Source organism: Methanoculleus formosensis (genome assembly GCF_025384765.1).
Taxonomy (GTDB): domain Archaea; phylum Halobacteriota; class Methanomicrobia; order Methanomicrobiales; family Methanoculleaceae; genus Methanoculleus; species Methanoculleus formosensis.
This window is the reverse complement of the sequence record NZ_VHLL01000002.1, coordinates 445023-460966: the sequence shown is the minus strand read 5'-3', so window position 1 is coordinate 460966 and position 15944 is coordinate 445023. Positions and strand designations below refer to the sequence as shown.

The window sequence follows — 15944 nt, the reverse complement described above, 5'->3', positions numbered from 1 at the left end:
TCGTCCGGCGGGGCCGGTCGCCATCAAGCTCATTACTTTTGAGGTTCAAGAGGTACAGGCGCGAGTGTTACCGAGCGGCCAAAGGTGATCGACTCAAGATCGATTCTCGAAGGAGTTCGCAGGTTCGAATCCTGCCACTCGCATGATCATTCTGGGTTATATACAACTGAAAAAAATTTGACATCCACCTCCAGGGCATGTGGTGGGGGCACGCTGTTCTGCCATCTCCATCTGATAGTGACACCGCATCACCCAGGGATGCGGTGATCCTGTTCTGAAACAGTTGCGCGGCGGAGAACCATGCGCGCGGGGTGATAGACTATACTACCAGACAGTTCCCACCCCTACCTTGTAGGAGTGGATGCTTCCATCCATGTCGACATACATAGCCTTGAACTTCCAAGTCTCCCCTGGATCGAGATTTTGGACATAATCAACTGCATTCCCGACCATGTTGCCGTCGCGGTCGTAAAATTTAACCTCAACCGTCCCCCACGATATGCGTTTACCACCGACATTCTTTGCAGTTCCCACTACATCCACTATCCCATAAATGTCATACTCGAGGTTGTGCGTTAAGATCTGGAGTTTGCCCGGTTCAATTGTCTTTGTAGGAGTTGCTGTGGGGAGGATTACCGTTTCGAGGGAGTTAGGATCGACATGCCCAATCTTGTTTGGAGAGATAATCTCAATGTTCTGGATAGTATTGGTTCCTCCTTGGTATCCTGAGAGATGCTTCCATGGGCTGCTAGCAGACTCCCTCACAACAACGTTGAATCGATACCAACCATCACTGACTTCTGTAATCAGTGCAGCCACATTAGAATTGTAAGCATCATTAGATGGATCAGGTTGAACAATATCCCCGCGGATATACTTTGCTCCTGAGATGCTAGCTGCGGCCGCTTGTGAAGAAGGGGTTGCATCTTGTGTGTTACCACCAGAGTACGCGTAATCAGTCGTACTGATACACCCACACGTGATGATACTTAACACCAACAGAAGGCCTGTTAGAGCGACACTAATTCTCATGCGAGGTGTTTCACATTGGAGAGGCCATAAACGTTATCATTTTAATCACACTTTACTAGAAGCCATTCTGCGAATTCAATGTTTAACTTGATTTCACCCAGTCCAAACATTTAATAGTGACTATATTGATGTGCTCATTAAGACATAGGGCAAATAGGGGGTATTAGTTCGATGGTGATCCCCTCATGCTCAACACTTCACTAACTAGCATGCCTGTTTTGGTCATGCTTTCGTCGTATGTGAAATGCACTCAGCGCCACAGGCTAATCGGTAAATTGGATTTTTTGGGATGCAATTAAGTAACTGTAACATTGTTTTTATGCCAGATCATATTTGAGTGGCCTAGCTAACTTAAACAACCCTCGAGATATCTTTACAAAAAGTTCGGAATTACCTCCTGGATTCCCAACACGGTGTTTACCCAAGAAAGTGGTATAAGTGCCTTCTCCAAAACTAGGGCAAGCAGATCTGAAACCATCGCTGTTAAAGGGCTCTTTGAGCCTTCCACTCTCCACTGCATCGACAATACTCTTGTACACTTTATGTCCCACCATACTCACCTCATCAGGATTTTGCTATGACTAATTATAACCCAATCCTCTTGACCCACAATAAAAACTCCCTCCTTACTGGAAATAGTACTCAGCTCAGAATCATAGTGTGTCGCCACCTCAACCTACTTCTTCTGGACGCTCAGTCCTCCTCCCAACGAGAGAGCACTCCATACCGTGGATAGTATTCTAACTACTGGGCCCGATAATAATATTTCACCGAACGACGATTGTGAAACCATGGCGAAGCCGCTGCAAACCGGGCTGGAACTGACCGGAGAAGATGCGCTCCGTTTTCACCGGTACATGGAAGGCCACGAAGAGCTGCCGCAACGCGGGCGTGAGATGATGCGGATAGTGGTTCGGCTGGCCGAGCAGGAGTAACTCCAATTACCATAGATATCTGAACGACATCAGGAGTTCACTCTTTCCAACCCCTGAATATGAAGATGTACTCCTTGCCCGACTTCCGCTTCGCGAGATACCCCAACTCTTCGAGGCGAAAGAGATCGTTTCTCGCCGTTCCATAGGCCACACGGTATGTCTCGACGATCTCCTTGATCGTGATCAGTTTATCCGGGTGTTTGATAAGGGATTTGATGATCTCTGCCTGGCGAAGGCTCAGCCCCTCGTTCTTCTGAAGAATGGTTAACGCCTGTTTGCTCTATTTCTGCTTCTTCTCGATGTATTTCTGGAATTCCAGAATTGCTTCGATCCTTGCTACCACTATCTATCAATTTGATACATTCTGATAGATATTGTAAACGAGGTGGCAGAACGGTTGTCCCGGAACACCGTTGCCAGGGACGTCCAGATATCCTGCCTGGGCACACCCTCCTGAAACAGAAACCCCACCTGGATATCTTTATCCGCACACTAGACATATAGTCAACAATCGATGAGAGTAGATCAACACATGTTGAATGTAAAACAACATAATGGCCAGCAACACCCGCACGACGAGACCCCGGAGCCCACCCCGGCCGGGAACCTCCACCCCTGGGATTTCCTGGACGGTTACGGCTCGCTCCTCCGGAAGTCGTCGTTGATCCTCCTCGTCGTCCTCGGAAGGGAATACACGAAAAAGTTCCACGTCCGGGAACTCTCGCGGACGGTGGGGCGCGACGTCTCGCTCGTCAGCAAAAACCTCAAAGACCTGGAGGCAATGGGCCTGGTCGCCCGCGAAGATGTGGGAAACCTTGCCTTTTACCAGGCGAGGATGGAGAGCGTCCTCCTCCGGCAGACGAAGGTCTGGTTCACGCTCCTGGAACTGCAGCCCCTCGTCCGCGACCTGCAGAAGGTGACGACGAGCGTCGTCCTCTACGGCAGTTGTGCACGAGGGGAAGACACGTCTGCGAGCGATATCGACCTCTATATCGAGACCGCCGAAAAAGAAGCCGTCCGGGAGGTGCTGCAACGGCACCGGGCCGCCCTCTCGCGGGAACTCTCCCCGGTCGTCCATACTCCGGACGAAACCTATCGATTAAAGACCGAAGATGCTCCATTCTTCGATAGCATCTGGCAGGGGATTGTTCTAGGCGGGTGAGGGATGTCGTACAGGTTTCAGGACTGCGTGAGCCGTCGGGGTGTGGTCAAACGGCCCGTAAGCAGGGCGATGGTCGAGAAGGAGTTAGCCGAAGCGAAACGAGATCTCGATTCGGCGAAGAACTCCCTCTGTGATTCGGACTTCAAGTGGACGATCATCAAGGCATACTACTCAATGTTCCACGCCTGCAAATCGCTGCTCTTTAGCGCCGGTTACGTCGAGAAGAGTCACGAGTGCCTTATAGCCGCCATCGAAGAGTTGTTCGTCGACAGAGGTTTGCTGCCTCCTGCAATTGTCTCCGACCTCCGCAGAGTGAAGACCGCGCGGGAGGCCGCCGACTATGGTCTGACTTACGGTAAAGCCTCCGCCAACGGAACCGTGCGCGAGGCAGAGCAGATCTTCGATATCGTCTCGGGTTACCTTACAGGAGAGGGGTTTGAGACTCCCTCCCCGTGATCGCAAAGAGAGGTTCCCGGCGGAGGGTGATAACAACACTCGCTCACTCAACCGGACCCGGCTTTTAGCACTACCTGAAAATACAGAACCCCGCAAAAAATATCTCACTCCGCTTCGGGCTTCACGTCGACGGCAACCCTGTTCCGGGGCTCCGTAGAATACCAATTCTGGGAGAAGTTAGTAGTTCGCGGCAGCGATGTCCGTCACTTGCAAACGCGATACGTAACTTCGTCCCCGGCCGATTCGCCGGACGTTCAACCCCGGCCAAAAAAAAGAGAATTATCCGATCCGCTGGTTGGTCTTCGGATCCATGTAGAGCGGATCGCGCCGCTCGGCGGCTTCCCCGAGTTCCGCGGTCGGGAACGGGAACGACTCGTAGAGCGACGTGAAGATGTACTCCAGGAGTTTGTCGGCCGCTTTGATCGGGTCTATGAAGACATACCAGTCGATCTCCCGCTCCGAGCCGGGCACGTCTACTGTCACCTTCACATAGAGGGTTTCGGCAGCCGCCGTTCCTAACTCCTCCGTCACGTAGGACGCACCAAAGCCGAAGAGCCCTTCCACGTACTTCTGGAGGATGGGGCCTACCGCTACGTCTTCCGTGAGGGTGTTCACGCCCGGAACCGCGAGTTTGCCCTCGGGCATCATATCCTCGAGCATCCTGGCCGCCGACGAGTTCAGGAGCTTGGAGAGGCCCGACTTCGGGTCGTTGACCTTGCCCTTGAGGAAATCGCCGAACTTGTTCGAGAAGAACTCGAGCGAGATGTCGGAGAACGACGAGATGATCGCGTTGTACAGGCTGCGTTTCCCGTTCTCGTCGAGATCGAAGGTGTAGTGGCGCACCAGGTTGAAGACGCAGAGCCCCGCGATCACCTGGGCGAGTTTCTTCGGGTTCGCCTTCCCGATATCCTCGAAGCACGACTTGGTGTAGTTCTCGATCATCTCGGAGATGTGCACACCGACCTTGATCTCGTCCCAGTTCACCCCGTTGCCCATGAAGAGGTCGGCCGAGAGCTCGCCGATCAACTCGACCGTAAGCTCCTTTGTGGGGGTGAGGATCGCCTCTCCCGCAGGCCCCGTGTAAATGGTCATGAGGTAGGAGAACGCCTGGTCGCCGAACCACTTCACGACGGAGAGGAAGGTTATCCAGTCGTCCATGGTATCGGCGGTCTCCATGAAGTCCGCCGACTCCTGGGTGTAGTAGACGATCGAGTCGTAGACGATCTTCTTGCTCATCAGGCGGAGCTCGGCGGCAGTGAAGTTCTGCACGTTCTCCCGCAGGAACCGGGCGGTGTCCGGGTTGATGCCGAACTTCTGGATCCTCTTCTTTAAGAGGGCGAGTTCGGTCTCGCGGTCCTTGCGCACCCCGAGTTTGTCGCCGATGAGGCGGATGGGGAGATCGAGTTCGTAGGTCTCGTCACCGTACTCGCAGGTGATCGGGAGTTCCAGGAAGTAGGGGTTCTGCTCGTCCTCACCGATCTGCTGCGCGGGGGTGAACTTGTAGGCCTTGTTGGTGTTGTCCGGCTTCTTCTCGATGGTGTACTTGAACCTCGATGCGAGGACCTCCGTCCTCGGGTCGGTTCCCTTGAGTTCGCCGAACACGGGCGTGTACTCCGTCCCGTCCAGGAGTTTCACCACTTCCTTCTCGCCCTCGGTCACCCTCACGGCGAGGTTCACGATGAAGCCGGTCGGCTGGACGTCGTCCTCTTCCGTGTCGAGATCGTCGTAGGCCGCAAACCGGGCGTGCCCCTCGTCGTCGTAGACGACGTCGGTGACGCTGATGCCCTCGGGGTAGAAGATCACCGTGAACGCCTCCTCGACGGCCTCGTCATCCTCGGTGGTGGCGATGACCCTCGCGCCGTATCTCGTCACCTGGGCTCCCTTCTCGGGCAGCGGGCTCGTGTTGACGATCTTTGCAATGTAGTGCGTCTCGTCGATCTGCTCGAGGGAGCTCGTGAACGGCGCCTCGTCGAGTTGGGTGATCGTGACCTCCTTCGGCGGCTCGATGAAGTCGACGAGTTCGACCTCGACGTCGTAGGTCATCCCATCGCCGTAGAGGACGTTCAGCCGCAGGTCCATCGCCTTCCCCTGCTCGGGGAACCGGATCCTCGGCTCGCCGATGATCCGGAAGTGGATGTTGTTCGTGAACGACCCGCCCTTTCCGGTGTAGGCCACCCTGACGATCCCTTCCTCGGCCTGCTCGTGCTCATCCGCTGAGACAAACGCTCCCATGTAGCCGCCGGTGAACGTCGGATCTTCGACCCGGAGGCCGCCGCCGGAGGTTATCGAGAGCGTCGCGGTGAGGTCGTCGCGCTCGATCTCCTCGCCCTCCGCGGTGGTCTCGATCATCTGGGCGTAGATGGTCTCGGGACTCTTCCCGCAGACGATGTAATCCTCGAAGTCTTTGCGGATCCTCATCCGGTAGGTGCTGGTGCGCTCCGTCTCGCTGCCGCCCCTTCCGCCGCCGGCCGCCGCTGCAGCGCCCGCAACCGCGGCTCCCGCGGCACCGATCCCGGTTATAACCGCGAGCGGTATGCCGTAATCGCTCTCGCCGGCGCCCCCGCCCGGGGTGTTTATAGAGAAGGCGCCGCCGCCGTAGCCGCCGAAGACCTCGTCATAGTTCCCGACGATGAGCGTTCCCTTTGCGTTCGCCGCATCGGCGATGACCGAGTCCACGACCTTGTTCGCATCCTCGTACGCCTTCCTCATCTCGGAGCGTGCCGTAGCCACCTGGCTCTCCGAGGGATACGGATCATACGTCAATGACCGGCCATTGTCATGCTCGAGGCCGACATGGCCCCGTATCCTGATGTAAGCAAGCCCCGAGCCCGCCGGGTAGAAGTCCTCACGGATCACGTAGTAGGTGAACGTGTTCTCCAGGTGGTTGTCCATGGAGCCGCCGCCGGCCATCCAGTTGGAGTCGTCCGTATACTCGTGCACGCCGACGACGCGGTGTCCGTTTACGGTCGTATCCACGTACTCGATCTTTGCGCTGGAGCCCTCAACCGATTTCTCGAGTTCGGTCTTCAAGTAGCTGGCATACTCGCCCACCGTCCTGTACTTCGTGGTGAGGCCGAACTCGGTGAAGATGTAGCGGCCGGCAGTGACTTTTCCCGTAATCTGCCTGATCTCGCCGCCGCCTGCGTCGCCCTGGTAGGTGTAACTGTAGACATCCGTCGGGATCTCGGTCAGGACAAGCCGTTCCGCCTCGGGGTCTACCTTCCCGAGGTTGCCGATGATCAACAGCGTGTTCTCGGTCGCAAGAAGTTCGTTCGTCCCTTTCTTGTAGACGCCGATCGGCATATCGACGACGAACCCCTCGTCTTCCATGCTGTGGATGTACTTGCTCGCCAGTTTGTAGTCGTAACTGTTGGTATCGGTGAGCGAATAACTCGCAGCCGCGGTTCCACAGAGGATCGAGGCTGCAAGGAGTACGAGCAGCAGTTTCGTCATCGGCCTCATGCCGGGACACCTCCTGCCTGCTTCTGCACGGTGACCATCAGGACGGCACCGGCCACGAGGAGGATGAACCCCGCGATGTAGCAGATATACCCTCCAAAGACGGAGAGGACGACGCCGAGAGCAAACCCTCCTGCCCACCCCATCATCACCTTCGTGACCAGCCCGGAGTCGGCCCTGCCCTCTTTTGCAAAGGCTGCGGCAACGACCTGCCGCACGCAGCCCGCCCGGTTCGCCAGAGCACGGGCCGCGATGAGGAACGCCACGATCCCCACCATGCAGTTCATGATCGACGATGTTCCCGCAAGGAAATTGTAGACGAAGAGGGCCGCGCCGCCGCCGATGAGAAGAGGGGCGATCGATGTGATATCCCATCGTTTCCCGGAGAACTGTGCGGCAAAAGACCGGATGCTTGCGACGATGCTCTCGCCGGAGATCCCGCCGACGATGAGCAGCGTCGCGAAGTAGGCGATCAGGCCCTTCCCGATGAGGCCGCCGATGAACCCGGGCACCCCGCCGGAGAGCCCGCCCCGCGCGAAGGTCAGGAAGGAGAGGGACTGGACCGCCGCCGGGTTGAATCCCAGGGCCGGGAGGATGGTCAGGGCAAACCAGACCAGGGCCATGACTCCCGCGGTGATCAGGAGTTTCTTATTCGTTAGACCGCTCTTGAAGCCGTCGATCCTCTTCTGCACGCATCCTTTCACGACCCCGCCTGCAGAATGGTTGACCGCAATCTCCGCCGCTGCATCGTCTGCCGTGTCGGAGACGGAGAGTTCACCGGAGAGGACGTGCTCGCCCGCCTCCGCAGCTGCGTGAGCGTCGCCGTCCCGTGCATAGTTGCCGTCGTCTATACGGGGAGATGCTCTGGACTCCTCGCGCATCTCCGTGACACCCGCTGAGACCCTGGCCGCTGCAGAGTCGATCATCACGGTTGCCTTATCGGCAGCGCCGGATGCAATCTCCCCGGCCCTGCCAAAAATATCGTTCACCTTGTCACTGTCTGCCATTATTAATCGACACTCCTGGAAACCCGCCTGTTCCGGGATTATCCAATTAGTATCCTTCAGATTCCATGGTGCGGTAGAATCCGGGATATTTCTGAAAGATAAATATCATGTCATCGCCGTGACCCTATTTAATATGTCCTAAACGTTTCGGTCGGGCGCGATGATGATGGAGACCTTGCCCGGGTCGGAACCCGGGCGCGCCTCCCCGTTCTGCCGCGGGATATGTTTCAGAAGATTAATCCGGCCGCCGGGCATACCATTGCGCTTTCTGGGCGTGCGTCATCTCGTGCCCGATCACCCAGCCGAGCGCCGCGTAGTTGAAGGCGGGATCCGCATCGGGGTCGAAGAACGGTGGCTGGAGGATCGCCGCGGGGAAGACCATCTCGTTTCCGGTCGGGTCGTAGTAGGCGTTCACCGTCTGCGGGTCGCGGTTCTCCTCCGCACCGAGATGGGCCGCCGCAAGGGCCTTTTCCATCGCATAGACGGTCTCCGCGTCGGTGGCGGCCTGCCCGGCGGTCTCTCCTGCCAGCATCAGCACCCGGGCTATGTGTTCACGGTAGGCATCCTGGAGTTCCACGCTCCCGGTGTCGTTTCGGAGGTAGTAGTCCCGGTCCGGCAGCCCGAGCCCGCCCTGGTAAAGGGCCGGGACAACCTCGGTGCTGTCCTCGGGGTTAACCCCGGCCCAGTAGTAGTACGCCGGGGAAAAGCCCTGCTCCAGAAGAACGATCGTGGTCCCGGTCAGATCGTCACGGGAATCGATCCCATCGATCGCTAGAAGGAGATCGGAGATCCCGGCGAGCCCTTCCCGATCGATCGTCCCGTTATCCATTCCCGACAGGTAGAACCGACCGATGAGGGTGATGTTCCGGTCCGCATCCCCGGCCGGGACGGCCGAAGCGTTCAGGAAGAGGGCATGGAGGTCATTATCCACCCGGTCCTGCATCTCGGTGAACGTCGCGTAATACTGCTTATCGGCCGGGATAGGATGCTCCGCCATCCATGCATCGTTCACGTATGCATAGAAGTCGTCGCCCGGATGGACGGATTCATTGAGGGCGAACTCGCTCTCGGGTGACTGCGAGAACGGCGATCAGGAGAACAGTCAGAAGGGCGTTTTTCACATGGAGGGTGTTCTTTTTGCGGGAATAAGGGTTGTGATCCGCCGCAACGGCTGTCGTTCAGGACTCCAGGCAATCAAGCCACAGCCCCGCCGCGCTTCTTCCCGGCCGTCTCCTGCAGTACTCCCTCGGCCCCCTTCGAGAGCGATGGCGGTCTCGACCGGGCGTTCTGCGGCTGAGAGGAATCTATTCTCTCAACTAACCCATATGAAGCGATAAAAAAGTGGCTATTCCCTGAAGATCACTTGATCTTCTTCTGGAGTTTCTTGAGTTTCTTCTTCGCGGCTTCGCTGCCCCCGGCCGCCTGCTGCGCGAGTTCTTCTGCCTTGGCCTTCTTTACCCTGTTCAGTTTCTCCAGTTGTTTCTTGCTCGTCGGCATACAGGTACCTCGCCACATCTCTGGCTGGTTCTATATCTTTCTTCTTTCGTATAAATATCCCTGTAGCGCTGCACCGATCAAGAAAAGGATGCCAAGTTCGCCGTCCTTTCATTCCCCGAAGAGGGATGAGCCGGACCCCATCGCCGTGATCACCCGTCTTCGGTCTGCAGGGCGGGGCAGAAGTTGCAGATCGAGAACGGGACCTCCTTCTCGCGGTCGCGGATGAGGCAGTAGAACGAACCGTTGCGCTCTTCGACCCGGAACCCTCCCGGAAACGGCATCCCCACCGGATGACCCGGCTGGTCGAGTACAAACATCGTAAAGGCCGAGATCAGGTAGTAGAAGGCCCGGTGCCGGGGCGTGAAATGGAACGGGATCCGCTCTAGGGTCTCATCATACCGGAAGCAGCCGTCGGGGATCATATCGCAGAACCTGAGGAACGTCTCACGATCGGTGATCGGCTTGGTCATGGAGAGGAACCCGCCCGATCGGTGCATGGCAAGAAGCTGGTGGTGAGCGCCGAATAACTGCTCGGTGATGTAGGGGCGGACCCGGCTCCGGTAAGGCTCGGGCAACCGCACCATCTCCGCGTACAACCTTCCCCCGAGGACCTGGAGATCCCCGAGCGTGTAGCGGCCGACCTCAGCGGCGAGGACCAGCCCGAGCTCGCCCTTCGTCGTCGTGGCCGCCATTCGCCGCGCCATCTGCACGATTTCACCCGTTTCGTCCCCTGTTGCGATCTCCTGATCTGAGGATCTGCTCTCCGTCGGCATGGTTTCTGCATGGAAGATCTGCATCCAGGATCGCTTATCTCTTCCCCGGGAATACGGTGATCGGACCCCCTGTCACCGCCTCAGAGGGTATCCCTCAAAAGAGGCTACGCCAGGAATATCCCCACCCCTCGACCGGACGGGTGATACAGCCCCTGTGGAGGCCCCGGAGTCTCAAGACTCCCTTCTTTCAGCCATTCCCGGAGATCACAGGGTCAGGGGATATACCGGCCTTGCACCCGAATCCCCCCCGTCCCGGCCGCGCACCATTACGCCGCCGCCTCGTCGACCGGTGCCCTCCTGCGACCACCGTCCGTCGTCCCGGCAACGCGCATGACGGCGCCGACGTCCGGCGTCACCATACAGACGGGGAAGTAGCCGAAGAGCGATGCGTAGCCGATCTTGAGCGCCCGGTACCGGGTCAGGTCGAGGGTTATCCGTTCAAGGTCTTCGGTCATCCGCGGGGTCACTCCGTCACAAAGCGACGCCTGAGCAAGGCCGTCGATGGCCGGGAGCACCTCTTCGCGGATCGTCGCGATCCTGGACGACAGGAGGGAGTGGACGAGCGTGCGGCTGTAGCCTCCCTGGAGATGCCGCACGACGATCGTCTGCGTCAGAAAGATGAGGGCGAACATGCCGGCCCCGAGCTCGATATCGGCCTCGGCGGAGATGAAGCTGTTGTAGGTCACCCCCGGGAGGACGATCGCCGCGATGGTGATGATGCCGGCGACGGTCGTCACGACGGCAGCGGTGAGCGCGTACTTGAGCCCCTGGGTCCAGGCCTCGTTGTACCGCTCCTTGATGCGGGACTGCATCCCGAGTATCCCCGCGAAGAAACCCCGCGAATACGGCTGGACGTACACGATAGCACCGTAGAAGACGATGATTGCGACGGACTGGATGGTGACGATCACGGCGGAGTACGGAGCGAAATCGCCGTTTGCGAGCCAGCCGAGAAGTGCAAAGACCGATGAGAGGGAGAAGAGCACGAGAAATCCCGGGGCGAGCGGCTGGCAGTTGATGAAGAAGAGGTTCCAGCCGAGCTCATAGAGGGAGTTCCTCTGCTCTGTGAGGCGTTTGAGTCTCTCTATCATCTCGGCAGGGACGGCGGCGCCTTTTTCGAGGCTCTCCCACGATATGATCTCTTCGAGGCTCTTTCGCTCGCGATCTTTGAGGTCGATGAGATACCTGACATAGGACTTCAGATCGCCCGTATCGGTCGGGAGCAGGAGGAGGAAGGGGTTTATCATCAGGAATATGAAGGACGCCATGATCCAGTAGAGGTAATACTCCCGGGTGTATGCGAGCAGAAGGCCCATGTTGACCAGTACCGCCGCAGCGAGGATGGGCGATGTGTAGTCAAGGCTCCATCTCGTCCCGGTAAGGGTGGCGAGGTCGTCCTCCGCCGTATTCAGGATCATCGCCGCCCCGGTCCGGGTCCGGGCAACCTGTCGTGAGAACTCTTCCGGCGAGATCGCCGGGTTCCCCGCCGCTTTATTCCTCCCGAACCGATCCCCGTACGGCAGTTTCATCGATCATAATTTCTCCGGGCTACGTATAAAAAAAGGGTTTTCTCACCGGGCGACCGGCCTCTCCCCGGCCTCCCGGTTGAGGACGAGTCTCCCCCGCCTCACCCGGCGATCTCAGGGTCCGCCGGACCGGTATAGATCCCGGACCCCAGCCACCAGTTCTCGTCCATCTGCACCGCATACGCCAGCTTCGACTCGGTCCTCCGGTCATGTGCGGGGTTGATGTATGCAATCCGGTGGAAATTCTCCCCGTTCCTGATAGCGGCATTCATCTCTACAAGAAATGTCCCTACACCCCCCTCGGTCTCATTCAGGCGGTTGACGCCGACCTTCTCCGGGTTGACCGGGTGGGCGAGCGTGGTGCCGTTGAAGTCATACGCGTAGATGTAGAGTTCACCCTGGATGAACGAGCCGTTCGGGTCGTTAAACTCGGCAAGAGCGGCGTCTTTACCATTCTCATTCACGTAAGCAACCGCACTTTCGACGAAGGCGACAAGCGTCTCGTTTGAGGTGTAGTTTCCCTGCTCTCCGGCATCGGCGCCTCCAGGCGTCGAGGTGTTGAGAGCAGACTCACTTTGCAGGCAGCCTGGAGTTATCAAAGCCAGACCGAGAACAAAAAGAACCAGAAGCGAAATAGAGATTTTCTCCATCCTATCAAATAGAAACGTCCCGATAGTTATACGTTACGGGAATCGGAGGGCTGAATCTCCGTATCGGGCGGTTTCAACCCGGCATACTGACTTCTGCGTTATCTGAGGGACTCCAGAGAGCGGTGCTCCGGGCCCTACCTTCCCCCCACCCCGCTCTCTGCCCGCTCCGTCAGCCAGGCATAGAACTTCCGGTGCCAGAACGGCACGTCGAGCGACCGGGAGAGCGACTGCCAGGCCGCCCACATGAGCCGCTCAGAGACACTCTGCCACTCGCCGGCCCGTTTAGCCATATCGTCCGCCGGCTGCCCGATCGCGTGCAGGACCTCGTGCCAGATCCGGAGGACGAGCGCTTCGTCGTCCGTGTCGGCGCGCGTGACCCGGACGCTCGCCCGGTTCTGCATCCCGCCCCCGAGCGCCCGGGCGGGGATCTCGTCGTCGAAGACATAGATGGTTCCTTCCGGAATCGGGAAGGGAAAACCCTTCCACATCGGGTCCTTCTGGTCGAAGAAGCGGACCTCCGGGGTGCCCGTCCGGACGGTGAACCGGAAGTACGGCGGGATGAGGTCGAGGTGCGGCTCAAGCCTCCGCCGCAGATCTTCGGTCTTGAAGAAGAGGTCGAAGTGAGGCATCGGGTGCGCATGGATGCGCGTGCTGATAAACCATGGGATCTCTTCCGGGGTACTCACCGGGAGGTTATCCCCGGTCGCCACCCTGCACTGACTTCCGGGCGAGCACCTCCAGCCGCTCGTCGATCCAGGCCCGGGTCCAGACCCGGAGGTCGCCGATGCTCGCGGATCCCTGCCGGTCGCGCATCATCCGCAGGTGATCTTCGAGTTCATCGGCCATGGAGAATATCAACTCCTCGGACGCCTCTTCCGGCAACTGCCCTTCTGCACGCAGGCGGACAGCGCCCAGGTCGAGAAAGTGCTGCAACTCGCCTGTTGCCTGGAGGATCGTGGTGAGATCCAGTTTGACAGTAGGCCCCATGAAGAGGGGATTGGCGCATCCGGTAATAACTCCATCCATTTCGATCAGGCATCATATGGGGCTGATTTCTGAGATCTTGCGGCCATATGGCGCTTATATTGGCGGATAGCCTCCCTCCCCAGAGACCGGGCTACCCCCCGACGGCGGTGTGCAAATTATTTTAAGGACTCCCGGTACTCAGTGCACGCCCCCTTCGTGGGGTGTCTTCCCTGGATGCGGGGATGGAGTTGAAGAAGATGCAGGAGAGATCGGAGGTAATTCTCGAACGCAGGACGCGGAGTGCCGGCGAGGAGTGGTCCATGTCGGCAGACGACATCCTGAAGAAGAACGTGATCAACCCGCAGGGAGACGATCTCGGGAAGATCTCGGATATGCGGATCGCCTTTCCCGATGGCAAGGTGCAGTACCTGGTGCTCAGGTACGGCGGCGTGCTCGGGATGGCGGCAAAGAGGTTCGCCGTCCCGCCGGAAGCCATGATCTACCGCTCCGGCGACGATAACTTCGTCGTGAACATCGACAAGCAGCGGCTGGACGACCTGCCGGGCTTCGACGAAGACAACTGGCCCCGTGAAGCGGACTACAGCCTCATCCAGTCGGCCGGGAGCATGACCCCGCCGACCCGCGAGGAGGCGGAAGCCATGAAGCGGTCGGAAACCCCGCCGCCCGAGGTCGTGACGACCGAGCGGGTCGAGACGCGGCCCAGGCGGAGATAGCCGGGAATCGGCGAGTCTCCCGGGCGGCAAAATCTCTTCCCGGCAGGCTCCCCGGCCTGCCTCCTCGCCGCCAGGGGGGCAACCGCAAGGATGATTACTCAAAAGGATGAACTGGCGGCATCGTGCCTCCCGTATCCGCATCCACCGGCGGTTCGGCGCCGCGCGAAACGCCGGCCGATAGCGGTGCCCTCAGGCTATGGCAGGTCGTCCTCATCGCCGTGATCGCCATCACCTTCACGGTTGCTTACCTGAGCGTTTATGCGCTGCTCAATAACGCCGTCTGGGGCGAAAACGACTTCATAGCGGCCAACCCCTGGGCAGTCCCGGCCGGGGTGGTCCTCTTCTCGCTGCTTGTCGGCCTCTCCCGTAAGTACCTGCACGCTCCCGACGTGATCCACGGTGGGTTCGCAGACTCGCTCAAGAGCGGAGAGAGCCCCAACCTCCGGACCTTCCCCGGCGCCCTCCTCTCATCGCTCTTCTCGCTCCTCTCCGGGGCAAGCGTCGGCCCGGAAGGGACCATCACCGTCCTCGTCGGCTACATATCGTCCTTTGTCCGGGGGAGGCTCAGGATCAGCTCCCCAACGGCCGCGCTCGGCTTCGACGTCGCCGCCCTCGCCTCGGCGTTCAACGGTATTATCGGGAGCGTGCTCTTCACCGGGGTCTTTGCCACCGAGTTCCAGGTCGGCGGCAACAAGAACGCCTTCCGGCTCCTGATCTGGAACCTGCTCGCCGGCACCATCGGCTTCGTCTTCTACCAGGTACTCGGCCTCCCGTCGTTTGCCCGGAGCATCCCGTTTGAGCCGATAGGCGAACTCCTGCCTGCCTACACCGTCTACGCGGTCGCTCTCGGCATCATCGGATCACTGCTCGCGATCTTTGCGGGGATCTCCATGCAGGCCGCCGGGACGGTCATGGAGCGGGTTTTTGGTGCGGCAACCGTCGCCCCGGTCCTCACCGCCGGGGTGGTGATCGCAATCGTCGGCTATTTCGTCCCCGAGGTGCTCTTCTCCGGGGAGGGCCAGATCCACGCTATCATCGCCGACCCGGCCCGGTTCGGGGTCGTGATGCTCCTTGGTATGGCGGTCTTGAAGATCCTCCTGCTTGCGCTCTCGTTCAAGAGCGGGTACATCGGAGGGCCTCTCTTCCCCATCATCTTCGCATCCACGCTGGTCGGGCTCGCCCTGAGCCTCGTCTTCCCGGGTGTGCCGGTCGTGATCCTGGTCCTCTGCATCGAGACCGCCGCCCTTGCCCTTGCTCTCGGCGCACCCCTGACCACCATCCTCTTGGTCGCGGTCGTGGGGACGGCAGACCAGTATACGATCGTGCTCCTCGCGCTCTCCGCGGTCACCGCCATGCTCATCGGTGCCCGGGTGAAGGGGCGGTCGGCGTAGGTCCGCCCTGCACCAGATTTTTATACCTCTGAACCCATGACGCCGACCGTCCATCCCGGCGTGCCGGGATGCGGCAACGAGGGGGGAAGAGCATGCAGTTCATAAACATATTCACCTGGGAACCCGGGAAGACGGCCGAGATCATGGAAGCGCGGGCCCGGGAGGAGGTACCGGAAGGGGTGACCGTGATCAACGAGTGGCTCGACCTTGTGGGGAACACGGTCTTCCGGCTGATCGAGACGGACGATCCTGTCGCCCTCATGAAACTCAGTTTTCCGTGGAGCGACCTCGGCTACAAAGAGATGCACCTGGTCATGGAAGCAAAAGAAGCGTTATCTATCCTGAAGGGATGAGAG

General features: G+C 59.0%; 17 protein-coding genes, 1 tRNA gene and 1 pseudogene. 7 read left to right on the top strand and 12 right to left on the bottom strand.

Annotated elements, in window-relative coordinates; all coding sequences use genetic code 11:
- The first annotated feature begins 60 nt into the window (after positions 1–60).
- Positions 61–143, top strand: a tRNA-Leu gene (locus FKB36_RS05785).
- A 181-nt stretch (positions 144–324) separates the two neighbouring features.
- Here FKB36_RS05785 and FKB36_RS05780 read toward each other — a convergent pair.
- Positions 325–819 (bottom strand): FxLYD domain-containing protein, encoded by a 495-nt coding sequence (locus FKB36_RS05780; RefSeq protein ID WP_261597086.1) that lies wholly within the window; start codon positions 817–819, stop codon positions 325–327.
- A 1004-nt stretch (positions 820–1823) separates the two neighbouring features.
- On the opposite strand from FKB36_RS05780, the gene FKB36_RS05775 reads away from it, so the two are divergent.
- Positions 1824–1967, top strand: coding sequence for a hypothetical protein (locus FKB36_RS05775; protein WP_261597085.1), 144 nt, complete (start codon positions 1824–1826; stop codon positions 1965–1967).
- Between the two features lie 37 nt (positions 1968–2004).
- Here the strand turns inward: FKB36_RS05775 and FKB36_RS13410 are convergent, their stop codons facing one another.
- Positions 2005–2187: a DeoR family transcriptional regulator gene (locus FKB36_RS13410; RefSeq protein WP_390895700.1), complete on the bottom strand. Its 183-nt coding sequence runs from the start codon at positions 2185–2187 to the stop codon at positions 2005–2007.
- A gap of 312 nt (positions 2188–2499) precedes the next feature.
- On the opposite strand from FKB36_RS13410, the gene FKB36_RS05770 reads away from it, so the two are divergent.
- Both FKB36_RS05770 and FKB36_RS05765 read left to right on the top strand, forming a co-directional pair.
- Positions 2500–3129, top strand: coding sequence for a nucleotidyltransferase domain-containing protein (locus FKB36_RS05770; RefSeq protein ID WP_261597084.1), 630 nt, complete (start codon positions 2500–2502; stop codon positions 3127–3129).
- A gap of 69 nt (positions 3130–3198) precedes the next feature.
- Positions 3199–3585, top strand: a complete 387-nt coding sequence (locus tag FKB36_RS05765) for a HEPN domain-containing protein (RefSeq protein WP_261597083.1) — start codon at positions 3199–3201, stop codon at positions 3583–3585.
- Between the two features lie 279 nt (positions 3586–3864).
- Here FKB36_RS05765 and FKB36_RS05760 read toward each other — a convergent pair whose 3' ends face one another.
- The 10 genes and pseudogenes from FKB36_RS05760 to FKB36_RS05715 all read right to left on the bottom strand — a co-directional run bounded on the left by FKB36_RS05760 (position 3865) and on the right by FKB36_RS05715 (position 13484).
- A complete protein-coding gene (locus tag FKB36_RS05760) occupies positions 3865–7047 on the bottom strand; it encodes a hypothetical protein (RefSeq protein WP_261597082.1) in 3183 nt (1060 codons plus the stop codon).
- On the bottom strand, positions 7044–8051 hold the full coding sequence (locus tag FKB36_RS05755) for a hypothetical protein (protein WP_261597081.1): 1008 nt from the start codon (positions 8049–8051) through the stop codon (positions 7044–7046). The genes FKB36_RS05760 and FKB36_RS05755 overlap by 4 nt, the downstream gene beginning before the upstream one ends.
- Before the next feature lie 235 nt (positions 8052–8286).
- Positions 8287–8466 carry a M13-type metalloendopeptidase gene (locus tag FKB36_RS05750; protein WP_261597234.1) on the bottom strand — a complete coding sequence of 60 codons (180 nt, stop codon included), beginning with the start codon at positions 8464–8466 and terminating at the stop codon, positions 8287–8289.
- A 9-nt stretch (positions 8467–8475) separates the two neighbouring features.
- Positions 8476–9075: pseudogene (locus FKB36_RS05745) on the bottom strand (M13 family metallopeptidase); the annotation flags it as partial.
- Between the two features lie 335 nt (positions 9076–9410).
- Positions 9411–9548, bottom strand: coding sequence for a hypothetical protein (locus FKB36_RS05740; RefSeq protein WP_261597080.1), 138 nt, complete (start codon positions 9546–9548; stop codon positions 9411–9413).
- 149 nt (positions 9549–9697) lie between these two features.
- Positions 9698–10321 (bottom strand): DUF2115 domain-containing protein, encoded by a 624-nt coding sequence (locus tag FKB36_RS05735; protein ID WP_261597233.1) that lies wholly within the window; start codon positions 10319–10321, stop codon positions 9698–9700.
- A 266-nt stretch (positions 10322–10587) separates the two neighbouring features.
- Entirely contained in the window at positions 10588–11850 is a 1263-nt protein-coding gene (locus FKB36_RS05730; protein WP_261597079.1) for a hypothetical protein, read from the bottom strand.
- Between the two features lie 98 nt (positions 11851–11948).
- Positions 11949–12497, bottom strand: a complete 549-nt coding sequence (locus tag FKB36_RS05725; protein ID WP_261597078.1) for a cache domain-containing protein — start codon at positions 12495–12497, stop codon at positions 11949–11951.
- Between the two features lie 134 nt (positions 12498–12631).
- Complete coding sequence (locus FKB36_RS05720) at positions 12632–13183, bottom strand: hypothetical protein (protein WP_261597077.1); 552 nt, start codon at positions 13181–13183, stop codon at positions 12632–12634.
- Between the two features lie 7 nt (positions 13184–13190).
- Complete coding sequence (locus FKB36_RS05715; RefSeq protein ID WP_261597076.1) at positions 13191–13484, bottom strand: hypothetical protein; 294 nt, start codon at positions 13482–13484, stop codon at positions 13191–13193.
- A gap of 299 nt (positions 13485–13783) precedes the next feature.
- Here FKB36_RS05715 and FKB36_RS05710 point away from each other — a divergent pair, with 299 nt between their 5' ends.
- The 3 genes from FKB36_RS05710 to FKB36_RS05700 all read left to right on the top strand — a co-directional run bounded on the left by FKB36_RS05710 (position 13784) and on the right by FKB36_RS05700 (position 15941).
- Entirely contained in the window at positions 13784–14197 is a 414-nt protein-coding gene (locus tag FKB36_RS05710; protein WP_261597074.1) for a PRC-barrel domain-containing protein, read from the top strand.
- Between the two features lie 122 nt (positions 14198–14319).
- On the top strand, positions 14320–15588 hold the full coding sequence (locus FKB36_RS05705) for a chloride channel protein (protein WP_261597073.1): 1269 nt from the start codon (positions 14320–14322) through the stop codon (positions 15586–15588).
- Positions 15589–15680: 92 nt separating this feature from the next.
- Positions 15681–15941 (top strand): DUF3303 domain-containing protein, encoded by a 261-nt coding sequence (locus tag FKB36_RS05700; protein WP_261597072.1) that lies wholly within the window; start codon positions 15681–15683, stop codon positions 15939–15941.
- Positions 15942–15944: the final 3 nt, after the last annotated feature.

Excerpts from the sequence above, each read along its gene's own strand:
- FKB36_RS05740 (WP_261597080.1), bottom strand. The coding sequence starts at position 9,548 with ATGCCGACGAGCAAGAAACAACTGGAGAAACTGAACAGGGTAAAGAAG.
- FKB36_RS05715 (WP_261597076.1), bottom strand. The coding sequence starts at position 13,484 with ATGGGGCCTACTGTCAAACTGGATCTCACCACGATCCTCCAGGCAACA.
- FKB36_RS05735 (WP_261597233.1), bottom strand. The coding sequence starts at position 10,321 with ATGCCGACGGAGAGCAGATCCTCAGATCAGGAGATCGCAACAGGGGAC.
- FKB36_RS05755 (WP_261597081.1), bottom strand. The coding sequence starts at position 8,051 with ATGGCAGACAGTGACAAGGTGAACGATATTTTTGGCAGGGCCGGGGAG.
- FKB36_RS05775 (WP_261597085.1), top strand. The coding sequence starts at position 1,824 with ATGGCGAAGCCGCTGCAAACCGGGCTGGAACTGACCGGAGAAGATGCG.
- FKB36_RS05700 (WP_261597072.1), top strand. The coding sequence starts at position 15,681 with ATGCAGTTCATAAACATATTCACCTGGGAACCCGGGAAGACGGCCGAG.
- FKB36_RS05765 (WP_261597083.1), top strand. The coding sequence starts at position 3,199 with ATGGTCGAGAAGGAGTTAGCCGAAGCGAAACGAGATCTCGATTCGGCG.
- FKB36_RS05770 (WP_261597084.1), top strand. The coding sequence starts at position 2,500 with ATGTTGAATGTAAAACAACATAATGGCCAGCAACACCCGCACGACGAG.
- FKB36_RS05730 (WP_261597079.1), bottom strand. The coding sequence starts at position 11,850 with ATGAAACTGCCGTACGGGGATCGGTTCGGGAGGAATAAAGCGGCGGGG.
- FKB36_RS05710 (WP_261597074.1), top strand. The coding sequence starts at position 13,784 with ATGTCGGCAGACGACATCCTGAAGAAGAACGTGATCAACCCGCAGGGA.
- FKB36_RS05725 (WP_261597078.1), bottom strand. The coding sequence starts at position 12,497 with ATGGAGAAAATCTCTATTTCGCTTCTGGTTCTTTTTGTTCTCGGTCTG.
- FKB36_RS05760 (WP_261597082.1), bottom strand. The coding sequence starts at position 7,047 with ATGAGGCCGATGACGAAACTGCTGCTCGTACTCCTTGCAGCCTCGATC.